This is a genomic window from Luteitalea pratensis (genome assembly GCF_001618865.1).
Lineage (GTDB): Bacteria > Acidobacteriota > Vicinamibacteria > Vicinamibacterales > Vicinamibacteraceae > Luteitalea > Luteitalea pratensis.
Map to the genome: position 1 here is coordinate 4,785,960 of NZ_CP015136.1, position 15,818 is coordinate 4,801,777.

At 69.5% G+C, this 15,818-nt stretch carries 15 protein-coding genes; 8 read left to right on the top strand and 7 right to left on the bottom strand.

The window, feature by feature from the left end; all coding sequences use genetic code 11:
* Positions 1-33: 33 nt before the first annotated feature.
* The 4 genes from LuPra_RS19920 to LuPra_RS19935 all read left to right on the top strand — a co-directional run bounded on the left by LuPra_RS19920 (position 34) and on the right by LuPra_RS19935 (position 3,700).
* Positions 34-651 carry an energy transducer TonB gene (locus LuPra_RS19920; protein WP_157899446.1) on the top strand — a complete coding sequence of 206 codons (618 nt, stop codon included), beginning with the start codon at positions 34-36 and terminating at the stop codon, positions 649-651.
* A gap of 73 nt (positions 652-724) precedes the next feature.
* Complete coding sequence (locus LuPra_RS19925) at positions 725-1,111, top strand: VOC family protein (RefSeq protein WP_110172373.1); 387 nt, start codon at positions 725-727, stop codon at positions 1,109-1,111.
* 2 nt (positions 1,112-1,113) lie between these two features.
* A complete protein-coding gene (locus tag LuPra_RS19930) occupies positions 1,114-2,046 on the top strand; it encodes an ABC transporter ATP-binding protein (protein ID WP_110172374.1) in 933 nt (310 codons plus the stop codon).
* The gene (locus LuPra_RS19935) at positions 2,033-3,700 is read left to right on the top strand and encodes an ABC transporter permease subunit (RefSeq protein ID WP_157899447.1); all 1,668 of its coding nucleotides are present in this window, start codon (positions 2,033-2,035) and stop codon (positions 3,698-3,700) included. Before LuPra_RS19930 ends, LuPra_RS19935 begins: the two co-directional genes overlap by 14 nt.
* 12 nt (positions 3,701-3,712) lie before the next feature.
* Here LuPra_RS19935 and LuPra_RS19940 read toward each other — a convergent pair whose 3' ends face one another.
* The 7 genes from LuPra_RS19940 to LuPra_RS19970 form a co-directional block, all read right to left on the bottom strand.
* Positions 3,713-4,213, bottom strand: a complete 501-nt coding sequence (locus LuPra_RS19940) for a hypothetical protein (RefSeq protein ID WP_157899448.1) — start codon at positions 4,211-4,213, stop codon at positions 3,713-3,715.
* A gap of 612 nt (positions 4,214-4,825) precedes the next feature.
* Positions 4,826-6,007, bottom strand: a complete 1,182-nt coding sequence (pcaDC, locus tag LuPra_RS19945) for a bifunctional 3-oxoadipate enol-lactonase/4-carboxymuconolactone decarboxylase PcaDC (RefSeq protein ID WP_110172377.1) — start codon at positions 6,005-6,007, stop codon at positions 4,826-4,828.
* A 2-nt stretch (positions 6,008-6,009) separates the two neighbouring features.
* Positions 6,010-7,377 carry a class-II fumarase/aspartase family protein gene (locus LuPra_RS19950; protein WP_110172378.1) on the bottom strand — a complete coding sequence of 456 codons (1,368 nt, stop codon included), beginning with the start codon at positions 7,375-7,377 and terminating at the stop codon, positions 6,010-6,012.
* 6 nt (positions 7,378-7,383) lie between these two features.
* Positions 7,384-7,956, bottom strand: a complete 573-nt coding sequence (gene pcaG / locus LuPra_RS19955; RefSeq protein WP_110172379.1) for a protocatechuate 3,4-dioxygenase subunit alpha — start codon at positions 7,954-7,956, stop codon at positions 7,384-7,386.
* Positions 7,953-8,669: a protocatechuate 3,4-dioxygenase subunit beta gene (gene pcaH / locus LuPra_RS19960; protein WP_162271455.1), complete on the bottom strand. Its 717-nt coding sequence runs from the start codon at positions 8,667-8,669 to the stop codon at positions 7,953-7,955. The genes pcaG and pcaH overlap by 4 nt, the downstream gene beginning before the upstream one ends.
* A 12-nt stretch (positions 8,670-8,681) precedes the next feature.
* Positions 8,682-9,434 (bottom strand): CoA-transferase subunit beta, encoded by a 753-nt coding sequence (locus LuPra_RS19965; protein ID WP_110174782.1) that lies wholly within the window; start codon positions 9,432-9,434, stop codon positions 8,682-8,684.
* Positions 9,435-9,451: 17 nt separating this feature from the next.
* Positions 9,452-10,279 (bottom strand): CoA transferase subunit A, encoded by an 828-nt coding sequence (locus tag LuPra_RS19970; protein ID WP_110172381.1) that lies wholly within the window; start codon positions 10,277-10,279, stop codon positions 9,452-9,454.
* An 80-nt stretch (positions 10,280-10,359) separates the two neighbouring features.
* Here LuPra_RS19970 and LuPra_RS19975 point away from each other — a divergent pair, with 80 nt between their 5' ends.
* From LuPra_RS19975 to LuPra_RS19990, 4 genes are read left to right on the top strand one after another with little or no spacing between them, the layout of a single operon-like run.
* Positions 10,360-11,217 carry an IclR family transcriptional regulator domain-containing protein gene (locus LuPra_RS19975; protein ID WP_234800476.1) on the top strand — a complete coding sequence of 286 codons (858 nt, stop codon included), beginning with the start codon at positions 10,360-10,362 and terminating at the stop codon, positions 11,215-11,217.
* On the top strand, positions 11,217-12,440 hold the full coding sequence (gene pcaF / locus LuPra_RS19980; RefSeq protein WP_110172382.1) for a 3-oxoadipyl-CoA thiolase: 1,224 nt from the start codon (positions 11,217-11,219) through the stop codon (positions 12,438-12,440). The genes LuPra_RS19975 and pcaF overlap by 1 nt, the downstream gene beginning before the upstream one ends.
* A gap of 9 nt (positions 12,441-12,449) precedes the next feature.
* Positions 12,450-13,634, top strand: a complete 1,185-nt coding sequence (locus tag LuPra_RS19985; protein WP_110172383.1) for a 4-hydroxybenzoate 3-monooxygenase — start codon at positions 12,450-12,452, stop codon at positions 13,632-13,634.
* Between the two features lie 35 nt (positions 13,635-13,669).
* On the top strand, positions 13,670-15,817 hold the full coding sequence (locus LuPra_RS19990; RefSeq protein WP_110172384.1) for a 3-hydroxyacyl-CoA dehydrogenase NAD-binding domain-containing protein: 2,148 nt from the start codon (positions 13,670-13,672) through the stop codon (positions 15,815-15,817).
* Position 15,818: the final 1 nt, after the last annotated feature.

Below are 15,818 nucleotides of genomic sequence, written 5' to 3' on the forward strand. Positions count from 1 at the left end.
GGAAGGGGCGGGGGTGGCGGAGGTAATCAGCAATTGCAGCCTATCCGTCGCGCGCAGGGGGTCGGCGAGGACACGATCACCCTGCGGGTGCTGAAGATGCCGTCCCCGCCAACCCCAGTGATACCGGCTTCCGCACTTGCCGTCGAGGACGTTCGCACGCTCCCCGCGATCGTGCTCGATGCCAAGCCGCTGGCCTCCGGCCTGTTCGATCAGATCGGACTGCCAACCGGCGGCGTGTCATCGGGCACGTCCACAGGTCCAGGTTCGGGGGGCGGCGTGGGCACTGGAATCGGAACCGGAATCGGCTCGGGGCGTGGCCCCGGATTGGGTCCCGGCTCCGGCGGTGGAACCGGCGGTGGCGTGTACCGTCCTGGCGGTGCAGTATCGGCACCTCGCCTCATCAAGCAAGTCAAGCCCGTGTACACGAGCGACGCGCTCGCGAACGGACTGCACGGCACGGTCGTGCTGGAGGTCGTCGTCACCGCTAACGGGTGCGCGTCGCAAGTCCGTATCGTCGGTTCGCTGGACGCAAGGGGCCTCGATGAAGCAGCCGTAGCGGCCGTTGCTCAATGGCGATTCGAGCCGGGACGTCTTGCGGGCACGCCCGTCGATGTGCTTGTCACGATCGCGCTCGACTTCGCCATTCATTGAAAGCCGTGAAGCCTCTGGGCGCCGTCCATGGGCTTGATTGCGTCGCCGCGCCCGGCAGCGATAATCTCCGCGCATGGCCAACAACCTCGCCAGCTTTGCCATCCACGCTGACGACGTCCATCGCTGCCGACGATTCTACGAGGCGGTATTCCAGTGGCGATTCGAGCCCTGGGGTCCCCCGGATTTCTACCTGGTGCGCACTGGCGACGAGGACAGGCCAGGCGTGCAGGGGCTGATGCACAAGCGCCAGCAACCGCGCGGGGCCGGTGGTCCCAACTGCTTCGAGTGCACCATCGCGGTCGATGATCTCGACGCGGTCACCGGCGCCATCGCGGCCAACGGCGGCCGCATCCTGATGGCCAACGCGCAGGTACCCACTGTCGGCGTGCTCACGAAGTTCGAGGACACCGAAGGCAACATGCTCAGCGCGATGGTGTACGAGCACGAACCGCATACCTAGTCATGACGGCCATCATCGAGGTGTCTGGGCTGACCAAGCACTATGGGGGCAAGCGTGGCGTCATCGACGTGTCGTTCCAGGTGAAGGAGGGCGAGACCTTCGGTTTCCTGGGACCGAATGGCGCCGGCAAGACGACGACCATTCGCCTGCTCATGGGGTTGCTTTTTGCGAGTGCTGGCTGCGCCCGCATCGCCGGACTGGACTGCTGGCGACGGTCAGTCGAAGTCAAGCGGCTGGTGGGCTATTTGCCTGGCGAGCTCGCCCTCGATCCCAACCTGACGGGCGGGCAGATCCTCGCCTATTTCGCCAACCTCCGCGGCGGCGTGGATCAGATACATCTCGAACGGCTCGTCGCCCGGCTGGACCTCGATACCAGTCGCCAGTTCCGGCACTACTCACACGGCAACAAGCAGAAGGTGGGGTTGATCCAGGCGTTCATGCACCGCCCACGCGTGCTGATCCTCGACGAGCCGACGAGCGGTCTCGACCCGCTCAACCAGCAGGAGTTCCAACGGATGGTCGCAGAAGCCCGTGCCGAAGGGCGGACAGTCTTCCTGTCGTCGCACATCCTCACGGAAGTGGAGTCGATGTGCGACCAAGTGGCGATCATCCGCGAGGGTCGGCTGGTGCGGGTCGGGGGCGTGTCTGAACTGAAGGACATCAAGCGCCACGAACTGGAACTCACGTTCGCCGGCGCCCCGCCGATCGATGCCTTCCAGGGGCTGGCGGGGCTGGAGCGCGTGGAGGCGCTGCCCGACGGACACACGCTGCGCCTCACCGTCCAGGGCGACGTGGATGCAGCGGTCAAGGCGGCAGCGTCGTATCGGCTGGTCAATCTCGTCAGCCGCGAGCCGAGTCTGGAAGACATTTTCCTGCGCTACTACCAGGGCGAGCACGTGGCCGCCGGACCGGAAACGGGCCGTGTGGTTTCGTAGCATCTTCCTCAAGACGCTGCGCGACTTCCGCGTCGCCATCGTCAGTTGGGGACTCGGGATCGGCGTGCTGACGCCCCTCGTCTTCGTCGTCGTCCCGACGCTGCTGGCTGACCTGGGATCCCGAGCTGAAGTGCTCGCGCTGGTGCGGCATCCGGCGCTGCGCCTGTTTGCCGAGCCCGTGGACGTGCTCAGCCCTGGCGGCTATGCAACGTGGCGTCTGTCGCTCGTGCTGCCGCTGGTGGGCATCTGGGCCTTGCTCGCGGTCAGCCGAACGCTCCGCGGCGAGGAGGAGTCCGGTGCTCTCGATGTCCTGCTCTCAGCGCCTCGGTCGCGGCTTCGGGTCGCCACGGAGAAGCTGGCCGCCGTTGCGACGGCGCTCCTGTTGATGGGCGGGTTGATCGGAATCATGGCATTCGCAGGCGGGCAGGTCGCGAAGACCGGCCTGCGACTGAGTGCGGCACTCCTGTTCGGTCTCAACGCGACGCTGTTGGCGGGGGTCTTCGGCGCGATGGCGCTGCTGGCGTCCCAGTTCACGCGCGCGCGCCAGACCGCGGCCGGAATCACGGGGGCGCTCCTCGGGCTCTCGGTGGTGATGACGAGCGCCGGCCGCACCGTCCCAGGCGGCGCCTGGATCGGCCAGCTCTCTCCTTTGCATTACTTCGAGCTGAGCAAGCCGCTCGTCCCGAGCTACGGCGCGAGCCCTCGTGCCATGCTCGTGCTCACGGCACTCTCGGCGGTTCTGGGCGCTCTTGGCCTCGCGCTGTTCGTGCGCCGCGATCTGGGGGCACACGTCGCGCTGCCCACAGGTCTGCGCCGTACGGATCGCCAGATGAACGTGCGGGCCGTGCCACTGCGCGCGTGGTCACTGCGATCGGTCTTCGCTCGCAGTCTCGCGTCGCTGGGTGCGGCAACGTCGTGGTGGGGTCTCGCCATCGCCATCTACGCCGCTGTCATCACGGCAATCCTCCGGCAGACGCAAGAAAACCTCCTCGGACTGCTCCAGACTGCCGCCAGGCGCGGTCCGGTGTACGCAGAACTCATCGCGAGGTTCACGGGCGGCGACGATAGCGCCATGAACGCGCGCTTCCTCAGCGCGATCTTCACTCTCCTCGCGGTGGTGGTCGCTGCCTTCGCCGTGACCCTCGCCAACCGCTGGGCGGCCGAGGAGGAGGAAGGACGGCTCGAGCTCCTGCTCGGTACGCCTCAGGCAAGGCAGCTCGTGATCCTGGCGCGGTTCGCAGCTGTCGCCGTCGCACTACTGATGGTCAGCGGGCTGATCTTTGCGAGCGTGACCCTGACCGGCTTCCTGGTCGACTTCGCGCTGGACAGGAGCCGGCTCGCGCAGGCGGCGTTCGGGATGGTGCCGATCGGACTGGTCGTGGCGGCGATCGGCTATCTGCTATCCGGCTGGCTGCGCGCAACGGCCGTCACCGGCATCCTCATCGCGCTGCTGCTCGCCTCGTTCGTGATCACGTTGCTGGGATCGGTCTTGAGGTGGCCACCGTTGCTACTGCAGCTCTCGATCTTCGAGCAGTACGGCACACCGCTCGTAGACGGGTTGCGCCCAGGCAACACGGCGGGGTTGTTCATCGTTGCCGCCGCCGCGTTGACAGCGGCCACGATCCGATTTGCGCGGAAGGATCTCGCCCGTTGACTGGTGTAGCAGTCAACAGACAAGAATTCGTGCACGTCTCCATGTCGCCCAGCCGGCCACCTTCTCGCTGTCGCTGGCTGAATCGATTACTGCAACGGCTCCAGGACGAAGAACCCCCGTCGTGAACATCGGCTGCGGAACTGTCGGGGCGATGTCTGCACTCGTCTGCACGATGGAGCCCCGGACGACAAGCGGGTTGTCCTTGCCCGCCTCTTGTCCGAGCTCGGCAGGGACAAAGTGCCCATGCAGCTCGTTCGTGAATTGCTTTCCCCCTGGAAGCTTCATGACTGCCGAGGCGGACAGTCCTGCAGGAGTGCCATCCATGACGACGAACTTGAGATCGAGCTTGATGGGCGTTCCCGTGAACTCCAGCGTGCCTGTCGTTCCGCCCTGGTCGACGGTTACCACGCCGGGGGGCGACCAGGGAACGAATGTCGGGGGATTCGGATCGGTGGCAACCGAGCCGGGATCGGGACGGTAACTCTGATACTTCCACCTGCCCTCGAATTTCACCATGACCAATTTCTCCTTTTGGTTATGACTGCTTTGCTTATTAACTCAGGAGCCGCCCAACGGACAGGACTGACCCGCGGCGTGCTCTCCAATGCCGCCGGTGAATGCGTGTTCGCATCTGTCAGCATCGACACGATGGCCCAGACACGCGCACGGCGCGTTCGATCGTCAATGACTCGCGTCTCGAGGCGCAGACGGGCGCCAGAGACGCAATGCCTTCCGACCTGACGCGCAATCCGGCTCCACCTGCGTATGCAACGATTCGTTGTTCCACCGGATTCGGTGCGTAGCAACCTGTCGCTGCAGGCCCCGCATGCAGAGGCGAGTTGACGCGTCGTCTCGCGCTTACTCGGCCACGCCTTAGAACGCTCGACGCCGTCGGGCCGTACATCACGAGCTTCGACGGCGAGCAGCGCCTCAGCGCGCGCTCTCTATGGTGAAGGCGCCGACAGTGCCCACGGGCATCCTGCAGGCTTGGTCGCCGGGTTGCTGTCCGGCCCGCGGACGGCCCGGACGGAGCAACGGACACTGAGGACACGCGCGACATCGTTGCGATGGGCTCCTCCTGGTTTTCGGCAGGACGAGTGCTGAAACACGCCGCGAAACGCCCGCTCAGGCTGAGCCTGATGTCGGGCGTTTCTCTTGCTGGCGCCCACGCACCTCCGACGCGATCGTGAACGCCGTGTTCGCGGCCGGCACGCCGGCGTACACGCCGGTCTGCAACAGCACCTCTTCGACGTCCGCCCACTCGACGTCGGCGGCGAGGCCGGCCTCCAGGTGCAGGCGGAACTCTTCCCAGCGGCCGAGCGCAGCGGCGATCGCGAGCACGATCAGGCGCCGCGTATGGAGATCGAGGCCCGGGCGCGTCCAGATCCCGCCCCAGGCGAATTGCGTGATCCAGCGCTGGTAGTCGTGGGTCAGGTCGGTTGTGGTCGCAATCCGGGCGGCGACATAGTCGTCGCCGAGCACGGCGCGTCGGATGTCGAGGCCGGCCTCGAACGCGTCGCGCGGGTCGGACGACAGGAACTCCAGCAACGTTCGCGTGAACGTTCGCGGCAGGACCAGGTTCGAGGCGTGGGCGGTCGCGAGTCGCACCACCGTCGCATTCGGCATCGCGGCCGCGAGGACGGCGCCGTGCGCCTCCCACGGCATCGAGACGTCGGCGTCGCCGCTCACGACGAGCGTGCGCGCAGTGATCAGCGATAGCAGCTCAGTGCCATCGAAGTCGCGCAACGCCGCACAGCAACCGGCGTAGCCGACGGGATCGGTAGCCAGGAAGGTCTCGCGAGCCGACGCGATCCGCGGCGGGTTGGCACCGACAAGCGCATCCCCGAAGAAACGAGGCATCGCGGTGTCCACGATCGCGCGGGTCCCGCCGTCGAGTACGGCCCGGCGCCGCGCCTCCATGCCCGGCGGATCTGCAATGCGCGGGGATGTGTTTGCCAGGATCAAGTCCGACAGCCGATCGCCCGCGTGTGCGGCCAGCCACTGGCCGACCATCCCACCGAGCGACCCGCCGCACCATGACACGCGATCGAGCCGCAGCCGATCCAGCAGGGCGAGCGCATCGCGGCCAAGCCGTTCCACCGTGTAGTCGCCCGGCGTCGCGTCGCTGCCGCCATGACCGCGCAGGTCATAGCGCAGCACGCGCAACTGCGCGGTGAGGGCCGGGATCTGTGGATCCCACATCGTGTGATCGAGTCCCAGCGCGTGGGACAGTGCGACCACCGGCCGTCCGGCCGCGCCTTCGAGCCGGTAGTAGACGCGAACACCGTCGAGGTACGCGATGGCCATGGTCAGCGTCGGGCGATGGGCGGGTCGGCGGCGTCGGGTTCGTCGACCGAGGCCAGGAGGCGGCGCCGGAGGGTCTCGGCGGCGCCCAGGTAGGCGCGCGGATCGTCGAGCGTCCGCAGGGCCTCGGCGTCCACGACGCGCGACAGTTCCGGGATGGCGCGGACGATGTCGGCGAGCGACTGCCCGCTCGCCTGCGCGCGGGCCAGTGCCTCCTTCAGGAGCTGGTGCGCGACCGATCGGCCGAGGACGGGGGCGGCGATCATCACGACGCGTTCGGCGAAGATCGCGCCGCGGGTCGCGTCGAGGTTGGCGCGCATGCGCGCGGGATCGACCGCGAGGCCGTCGATGACGTCACGCATCGCCTCGAGCGCGGCGCCAGTGGCCTGCAACGCCTCGGCGATCACGGGCCACTCGGCCTGCAAGGCGCCAACGGCCCGCTCGTGCTCCTGGACGAGGCCGGCCAGCATCGTCGCTGCGAGGCCTGGCAGGCGGGCCGCGGCCGCAAGGGTCCGTGCGCATCCCGACGGATTCTGCTTGTGCGGCATCGCTGACGATCCGCCCCCCACCTCGCGCGCTTCGCCCACCTCGAACTGCATCAGGAGGCTGACGTCGCGGGCGATCTTGCCGAGCATTCCGGCGACGATCGCGCAGGCCGCAATCAGCGCCGCCAGCCGATCGCGCGACGTGTGCCACGGCGCATCGTCACCCGGTGCCAGCCCGAGTTCGCGCGCCAGCGCTGCCGCCACGTCCGGGCCGCGATCGCCGAGCGCAGCCAGCGTACCCGAGGCGCCGCCCAGCTGGACCCGCACCGCCTCGCCCCGCGCCTGCTCGACGCGGGACCAGCTTCGACGCACGCCGGCCAGCCACCCAGCGGCCTTGAGCCCGAAAGTGATCGGCGGCGCCGGCTGGAGCAGCGTCCGCCCGACCATGACGGTGTCGGCGTGACGATCGGAGAGATCGCGCAGCGACGCAGCGAGCGCCGCGGCGTCGCGGGCCATGGCAGCGCAGGCGCGATCGATCAGGAGCGACATCGCTGTGTCGGCGATGTCCTGGCTGGTCGCGCCCCAGTGGACGACGCCGGCCGCCTCCGGATCGACGACCTCGACGCGCGCCGTCAAGGCCGCAACGAGCGGCACTACGATCGTCGCCGACGACCGGGCGTCGCGGGCGATGGCGTGCACGTCGATCGCGTCCGCGACCGCGGCGCGGGTGATCGCCGCACCAGCGCCGGGCGGAATCACCCCGAGCGCCGACTGCGCACGGGCCAACGCCGCCTCGACGTCGAGCAGCGCCTGTACGACCGAGCCGTCACTGAAGATCCCGCTCAAGGCCTCGGTCGTGGCCAGCGCATTGATGATCGACGACGTCACGGGTCCTCACAGATCGAAGAAAACGGTCTCGTCGGGACCCTGGAGCCGCACGACGAAATCCCAGGTGGCGCCGTCGCCCGCGCGGTGTGCCAGTAGCGTTGACCGGCGCTCGGCCGGTACCAACAGCAGGATCGGGTCGCGATCGAGCGCCAGATCGTCTTCGAAGTACACGCGCGTGTAGAGGTGCCGCAGCAGGCCACGCATGAACAGACACACGGTGACGTGCGCAGCGCCGTCCGCATGCGCGGGCGCACCCGGGCGAATCGTCTCAAAGCAGCAGTCGCCGTCCTTCGACGTGCTCAACCGGCCGAAGCCTGCGAACTGGGGCGGCGGATCCTCGAGACTCGTCGGCGGGAGCGCATAGGCGCCATCTGCGTCGGCCTGGCGGATCTCCACCATCGCGTCGTCCACCGGCGCGCCGTCGCCGTCGAGGACGCGAATGCACAGACGGATTCGTTCGCCAGGAACCCCGGGCCCCGCGAGCACGCCGCAACGATCGCTCGCGCCCGGCCCGACATGGAAGAACGGGCCGACCGTCTGCGACGCACTCGCGACCAGCGGTTCCTGTGGCTCGCTCATACCCGCGCCTCGAATGGCGTGGAGTCGCGCCCGCGCAGGACGATGTCGAAGCGGTAGCCGAGCGCCCAGTTGGGCTCAGTGAGCGACAGGTCGAACTGCGACACCAGCCGCTGTTGCGCCCGCGGATCCCGGACCGACTGGAACATGGGATCCCACGCGCACAGCGGATCGTTCGGAAAATACATCTGGGTCACGAGCCGCGTCGCGATCGAGTGCCCGAACAGCGAAAAGTGCAGGTGTGCGGGCCGCCAGGCGTTGTCGTGGTTGCCCCACGGATAGGCGCCAGGCTTGATCGTCACGAAGCGGTAGCGGCCCTCGGCGTCGGTGATCGAACGGCCGGCGCCGCTGAAGTTCGGATCGATCGGCGCGGGGTGTTTGTCCTTCGCGTGGCGGTAGCGCCCCGCCGCGTTGCACTGCCACAGCTCGACGAGCGTGTGCGGCACGGCGCGGCCGTCCTCATCGAGGACGCGGCCGGCAACGATGATCCGCTCACCCTGCGGCTCGCCTGCGTGCTGACGGGTGAGGTCGTTGTCCGCTTCACCAATCGGCAGGTAGCCGTAGACAGGCGTGGCGAGTGACGCAAACCGCTCGGGGATCACGATCAGCGGCTGCGTCGGCGCCCGCTTCACCGTGGACTTGTACGGCGGGTAGAGCAACGGCGGCTGGCTGCCGGCTTCGAGGGCATGGCGATCGCTCATAGGACGGTTACTCATGTCGCACGCCGATCATTCCGCTGGCACGCCGTGCGCCGCGGCGGTCCGGGCGTGGAGGTCACGGAGCACCTCGAGCTCGCGCGCCGTCGGCGCCGGGGTCTCGACCACCACGCCGGAAAAGGCCACCGGCCAGCCGGTCTCCTCGACGACCCGGTCACGGGTCACGCCTGGATGCAGGCTTGTCACCTGTAGCTCCTTCGTCTCCGGGTGCGGGCGCATGATGCAGAGATCGCTCACCAGCAGCGCTGGCCCCTCCGTGGTGAGGCCGAGGGCCCGCCGCTCCTGGCCAGTCGGCCCGTGCCCGAGCGTCGTCAAGAACGCCAGCCGGTCCACGAAGGCCCGGCGGGAGTGTCGCATGACGATGAAAATACGTCGACAGCAGGCCGCGATCTCGGGCGCCCCGCCGCCGCCGGGCAGGCGCACCTGCGGCCGCGCGTAGTCGCCGATCACCGTGCTGTTCAAGTTGCCGAAGCGATCGACCTGCGCGCCGCCGAGGAACCCGATCGTGATGCGGCCGCCCTGGAGCCAGTACTGGAACATCTCGGGCACCGACACCGTCGTCAGCGCCGTCTCGCACAGCTCGCCGTCGCCGATCGAGAGCGGCAGCACGTCCGGCCGCGTCTCGATCGTGCCCGACTCGTAGACCAGTCGGAGGCGCGGGGCGTGGGTCAGCCGCGCGAGGTTGCAGGCCGCGGATGGTAAGCCGATCCCGACGAAACAGACGTCGTCGTCGGTGAGCGCGCGCGCCGCCGTGACCGTCATCATCTCGACCGACGTCCAGGTCACGACGCGACCTCAGCCGATCGCGACAGGACGTGCTCGCCGATCCAGGCCTGGAACGTGCCGCGATCGCGCGAGATGGCGTCCCACGCGACGTAGAACGCGTTGTCGCGCGCGTAGTAGCCGTGCGCGTAGGACGGCTTCGCGCCGCCTGGGGCAACCGCGATGGCCGTCACCGTCCAGGACGGCAGGACAACGGCGTTGGGACTGGTGCGCGGCAGCGCGTTCACGACCTCTTCGACCGTGACCAACGACCGCCTGGCCGCGAGCACCGCTTCCTTCTGCACGCCGACGATGCCTTCGAGCAGCACGTTCCCCTCACGATCGGCCTTCTGCGCGTGCACGATCGCAACGTCGGGCCGAAGCGCCGGGACGGCGGCAAGCTGCTCGCCGGTAAACGGGCAGTCGATGAACCGCACGTTCGGGTTCACCGCGGCGAGATCCGATCCCAGATATCCCCGGAAGAACGCCGCTGGCATGTTCGCCGCTCCGGCGGCGTACGCGTGTGCCATCGCCGCGTGGCTGTGCTCCTCGAGTTCAATCGGGCGCGGCCAGCCGCGCTCGACCGCATCGCGCAGCCGATGGAGCGACCCGACGCCGGGGTTGCCGCCCCACGAGAACACCAGGCGCTTCGCCAGGCCGCACCCGATCATCTGGTCGTAGAGCAGATCGGGCGTCATCCGGATGAGCGTGAGCTCGCCGATGCCCTGGCGGATCACCTCGTGGCCTGCAGCGAAGGGGATGAGGTGCGTGAATCCCTCGAGCGCGACGGTGTCGCCCGGGCGCACCAGTCCGGCCACGGCGGCGTGCAGGCTGAGGAATTCGCTCATTTTGGGCGGCGCCGATTATCGCACAACATGTTCGATTATCGATTGACTTAGCGGGCGTCACCCCCGTAATCTGGCGGCCCGTGAACCCTTCACGTCTTTCCCGGCCGGTCCGGCTCGAGCGGAGCGACGCCGTCCGGCCGCCGATCGGCGATCCGGATTTCATGCTGTCGCTGGCGCGCGGTCTGGCGGCGATCCGCGCCTTCGGAGACGCCGGCTCGCAGCTCTCGGTCGCAGACGTCGCGCGCCTCGCCGGGCTGTCTCGCGCGTCGGCGCGCCGCTGCCTGCACACGCTGTCGGTGCTCGGCTACGCCGCTGCCAGCGGAGGCCGCTACGAGTTGACGCCGTCGATCCTCACGCTCGGCCAGGCTTACCTGTCGTCGACGACCATCGCCCGCGTGGCCCAGCCGGTCCTCGAGCGCGTGTCCGACCAGCTGCACGAGTCCTCCTCGGTCGCGGTCCTCGACGGCGAGGAGATCGTCTACGTGGCACGCGCGTCCGCCCGTCGCATCCTCACGATCAGCCTCGACGTGGGTAGCCGGCTGCCGGCGGCGTGCACGTCGATGGGCCGGGTCCTGCTCGCCGCGGCCGATGCCGACGGTCGGGCACATGTCCTCAAGCGAATGAAGCTGCCGCGGTACACCGCCCGCACGATCACCGACAAGCCGGCGCTGGCCGCCGAGCTCGAGGCGGTGCGGGCGCAGGGCTACGCGATCGTCGATCAGGAGCTGGAACTGGGCCTGCGTTCGTGCGCGGTGCCGATCGCCCGGCACGACGGCACCGTGGTCGCCGCGCTCAACGTCGGCGCGCACGCTGCTCGCGCCGACGTGGCAACGCTGCGCCGCGAGGTCGTCCCGCTGCTGCGACAGGCGGCCGACGAGATCAGCGCCGCGCTCGGGACGCCGCGTGAGCCGGGCGAGCCCGCCGGCCGGATCGTCTGATGGCGACGTCCAACGGCCTGCAGCCGGTCTACTTCTGCGACGCCGTGCGCACCCCGTTCGGGCGCTACGGCGGCGCACTGGCGGGTGTCCGGACCGACGATCTCGCCGCCGAGCCGCTGCGTGCCCTGCAGGCACGCAACCCTTCCGTGGACTGGGGCGCGCTCGACGACGTGATTCTCGGCTGCGCCAACCAGGCGGGCGAAGACAACCGCAATGTCGCGCGGATGGCGCTGCTACTCGCCGGACTGCCCGATCGCGTACCCGGCGCGACGGTGAACCGCTTGTGCGCGTCCAGCCTCGACGCTTGCATCAGCGGTGCGCGTGCGATCGCGTCCGGGGAGATGTCGCTCGTGATTGCCGGCGGAGTGGAGAGCATGTCGCGGGCGCCGTTCGTGATGGGCAAGCCGGCCGCGGCTTACGCCCGCGACCTGGCCTGGGCCGACACCACGCTCGGCTGGCGCTTCGTCAACCCGCGGATGCAGACGCAATACGGCATCGACTCGATGCCGGAGACCGCTGAGCACGTGGCCGCCGAACACGGCATCGCTCGCGTCGATCAGGATCGGTTCGCGCTGCGCAGTCAGCAGCGCGCTGCCGCGGCGGCGGCCACTGGACTATTCGCCGGCGAGATCGTCCCGATCGTCATCCCTCGACCGAAGGGCGCGGCTCTCGAGGTCGCGACCGACGAGCACCCGCGGCCGGAGACCACGCTGGAATCGCTGGCGAAGCTCCAGCCAATCGTCCACCCAGGCGGCACGGTCACGGCCGGGAACGCCTCGGGCATCAACGACGGTAGTTGCGCGCTGCTGCTCGCGTCGGAGGCGGCGGTGCGGGCGCACGGCCTGACGCCCCGCGCGCGCTACGTAGGCGCGGCGGTCGCGGGCGTCCCGCCGCGCGTGATGGGCATCGGTCCGGTGCCCGCGGTCGAGAAACTGCTCGCCCGCACCGGCATCGCCCTCGATCGCGTCGACGTGATCGAGCTGAATGAGGCATTCGCGGCCCAGGCGCTGGCCGTGTTGCGCGCGCTCGGCGTGCCCGACGACGCGCCCCATGTGAACCCCAATGGCGGGGCCATCGCGATTGGACATCCGCTCGGCGCGAGCGGTGCGCGGCTCGTGACGGCTGCGATCGCGCAGCTCGGCCGGATGCGCGGCCGCTATGCCCTCTGCACCATGTGCGTCGGGGTCGGCCAAGGTGTGGCGCTCCTCATCGAGCGCGTCTGAGCCGTCGCCATGGCCATCCACCGCATCCCCGTCGGGATCGTCGGCGCCGGACCGGCCGGACTCCTCCTCGGCCACCTGCTCCAGCGCGCCGGCATCGAGTCGATCACCGTGGATATCCGCAGCGAGCACCACGTGATCGAACGAGTGCGGGCCGGCGTCCTCGAGCAGACGACGGTCGACCTGCTGCGCGATGTCGGGCTGGGCGGCCGTCTCACCAACGAGGGGCTCCGGCACGAGGGTCTCTATCTCGCGTTCGGCGGCGTGCGGCACCGGCTCGATCTCGCGGACCTCACCGGCGGCCGGGCAATCACGGTCTACGGCCAGAACGAGATCGTCCGGGACCTGATCGAGGCGCGGCGTGCCGCAGGCGATTGGATCCTCTTTGACGCCGAGCACGTGGCGCTCACCCATCTCGACACCGAACAGCCGCGGCTCCAGGTTCGGACGGCTGATGGCGAGGAGACGTTCGTGTGCGACTACATCGCCGGTTGCGATGGGTTCCACGGGATTTCGCGCGCGTCGATCCCGTCGTCGGCGCTACGGGTGTACGAGCAGGTCCATGCTTACACATGGCTGGGAGTCCTCGCCCAGGCCGCGCCTGCCTCGCAGGAGCTGGTGTACTGTCTGCACGACGACGGCTTCGCGCTGCTCAGCATGCGATCGACCAGCATCACGCGCCTCTACCTGCAGTGCCCGCCCGACGAGCGGCTAGATGCCTGGCCCGACGAGCGGATTTGGCGCGAACTGCGGATCCGCCTGCAGATGCGCGACGGCTGGGTGCCGAACGAAGGTCCTATCCTGCAGAAGGGCCTTACCGGCATGCGCAGTTTCGTGATCGAGCCGATGTGTTTCGGCCGGTTGTTCCTCGCCGGCGACGCCGCGCACATCGTGCCGCCGACCGGCGCCAAGGGCCTGAACCTGGCCGTCGCCGACGTGTGGCGCCTCGCTCGCGCGCTCGACGAGCACTATCGAACCGGCAGCGACGCCGCGCTCGACGCGTACTCCGATGCCGGGCTGCGCCGGACCTGGCGCGCACAACGGTTTTCGTGCTGGATGACCTCGCTACTGCACCGCCCAGAGGGGGCCACCGACTTCGATCGCCGCCGTCAACGCGCCGATCTCGAGTATCTCGTTCACTCCCGCGCGGCGATGACCAGCCTCGCGGAAAACTACGTCGGCTTTCCGTTGGATTGACCAGGGCCGCTTCGCGAACGCGGTCTCCGCTGCCCATGTCCGAGCTCGTACGCACCCATCGTGACGGCGACGTGCTCGTCGTCGAGATCGACAACCCGCCCGTCAACGCGCTCGGGCCCGGGGTGCCCGAGGCCCTGGCCGCCGTGCTCGACGCGGCGGATCGCGACGACGGTGTCGCCGCGATCGTGGTTCGCGGTGCGGGCCGGACGTTCGTCGCCGGCGCCGATATCGCGACGCTCGAGGACGCTGCCTGGGGCGACGAGGCAGCCGCGGCCGACTTGCACGATCTGCTCCGGCGCGTCGAGCAGTGCCGCACGCCGGTCGTGATGGCGATTCACGGCACCGCGCTCGGCGGCGGCCTGGAGCTGGCGATGGCCGGCCACTACCGTGTGGCGGACGCCGCGGCCCAGGTCGGACAGCCGGAGGTGAACCTCGGGATCGTGCCTGGCGCCGAAGGCACGCAGCGGCTGCCGCGCCTCGCGGGAGTCGCCAAGGCGCTCGACATGTGCGTCTCGGGTCGCCCCGTCACGGCGCAGGATGCGCTGGCCGCCGGCATCGTCGATGAGATCGCGGGCGAGGATCTCACCGCGTCGGCGGTGGCGTTCGCGCGCCGCGTGGCGGCGCGGAGCTCGCACCCGTTGACGAGCGAGCGCGCCGAGCGCCTCGGCGACCCCGAAACGAACGCGCCGCTGCTTGCCGCTGCCCGCGCACAGGCGGAGAAGATCCGGCGCCACCAGGTCGCGCCGCTGAAGGCCGTGGACGCGATCGAGGCCGCCACGCGGCTGCCGTTCGAGGCCGGCTGCCGGCGCGAGCGCGAGCTCTTCTTCGAGTGCGTGCGCGGTGAGCAGGCCAAGGCCCTGATCCACGTCTTCTTCGCCGAGCGCGCGGCCTCGAAGCTGCCCGAGGACATGGCCCACCTGACCCCGGCCGAGATCCGCACGATCGCGATCGTCGGGGGCGGCACGATGGGGTCGGGGATCGCGATGGCTTGCGCGAACGCGGGCCTCGACGTGATCCTGACCGACGCGACCGGCGATGCGGTGGCCGCCGGCGAAGCCGCGATCCGCACGAACTACGACGCCACGGTCGCCCGCGGCCGCCTCACGCCCGATGCCGTCGCCGATCGGCTGGCCCGCATCCATCTCACGCCGCCCGCGGCCTTTCCCGCGCGCGCCGTCGAGGCGGATCTGGTGATCGAAGCGGTATTCGAGGATCTCGCGCTCAAGCAGCGCGTGTTCCGCGAGATCGACGCGGCGGCCAGGCCAGGGTGCATCCTCGCCACCAACACGTCCACGCTCGACATCGACGCGATCGCCAGCGCCACGTCGAGGCCGGAGGCGGTGATCGGCCTGCATTTCTTCAGCCCTGCGGCGGTGATGCGGCTGCTGGAGATCGTGCGCGGATCGCGCACCGATCTCGACGTGCTGGTGGCGGCCCTGGCCTTCGCGAAGCGCGTGCGCAAGCTCGGCGTCGTGGTCGGCAACGGGCCTGGCTTCGTCGGCAACCGGCTGATGTTCCCCTACATGTACGAGACGCAATTCCTCGTCGAGGACGGCGCCACGCCGGCGCAGGTGGACCGCGCGCTGGCGGGGTTCGGGATGGCGATGGGGGTGTTCGCGGTGGACGACATGGCAGGGCTCGACGTGGGCGCGCGAGTGCGCAAGGCGCTCGGCCACTTCAGCGACCCGCGCGAGCGCCGACCGCTGGTCCACGAGCGGCTGGTGGCGATGGGCCGGCTCGGCCAGAAGCGCGGCGCCGGCTGGTATCGCTACGACGAGCCGCGCAAGCCGACGCCGGATCCCGAGGTCGAGGCGCTCATCCGGTCGCTGGCGACCGACGCCGGGATCGCGGCCCGGACCATCTCCGACGAGGAGATCGTCGATCGCGCGATCCTCGCGCTCGTCAACGAGGGCGCGCGGGCGCTCGAGGCCGGCGTCGCGGCCCGCGCCTCGGACATCGACGTGATCTACGTGAACGGCTACGGGTTCCCGGGCTGGCGCGGCGGTCCGCTGTTCTACGCCGATCGCCGCGGCCTCGGCGAGGTGCTGGCCCGCATCCGGGCGTTCCACCGCGAGCACGGCGAGCGCTGGCGGCCGGCGCCGCTTCTCGTGGAGCTCGCCGAGCGCGGCGGCACGTTCCGCGGCGGCGCGTTGCATGGCAGGGCCGGGGCAAGGAGCCGCTGAC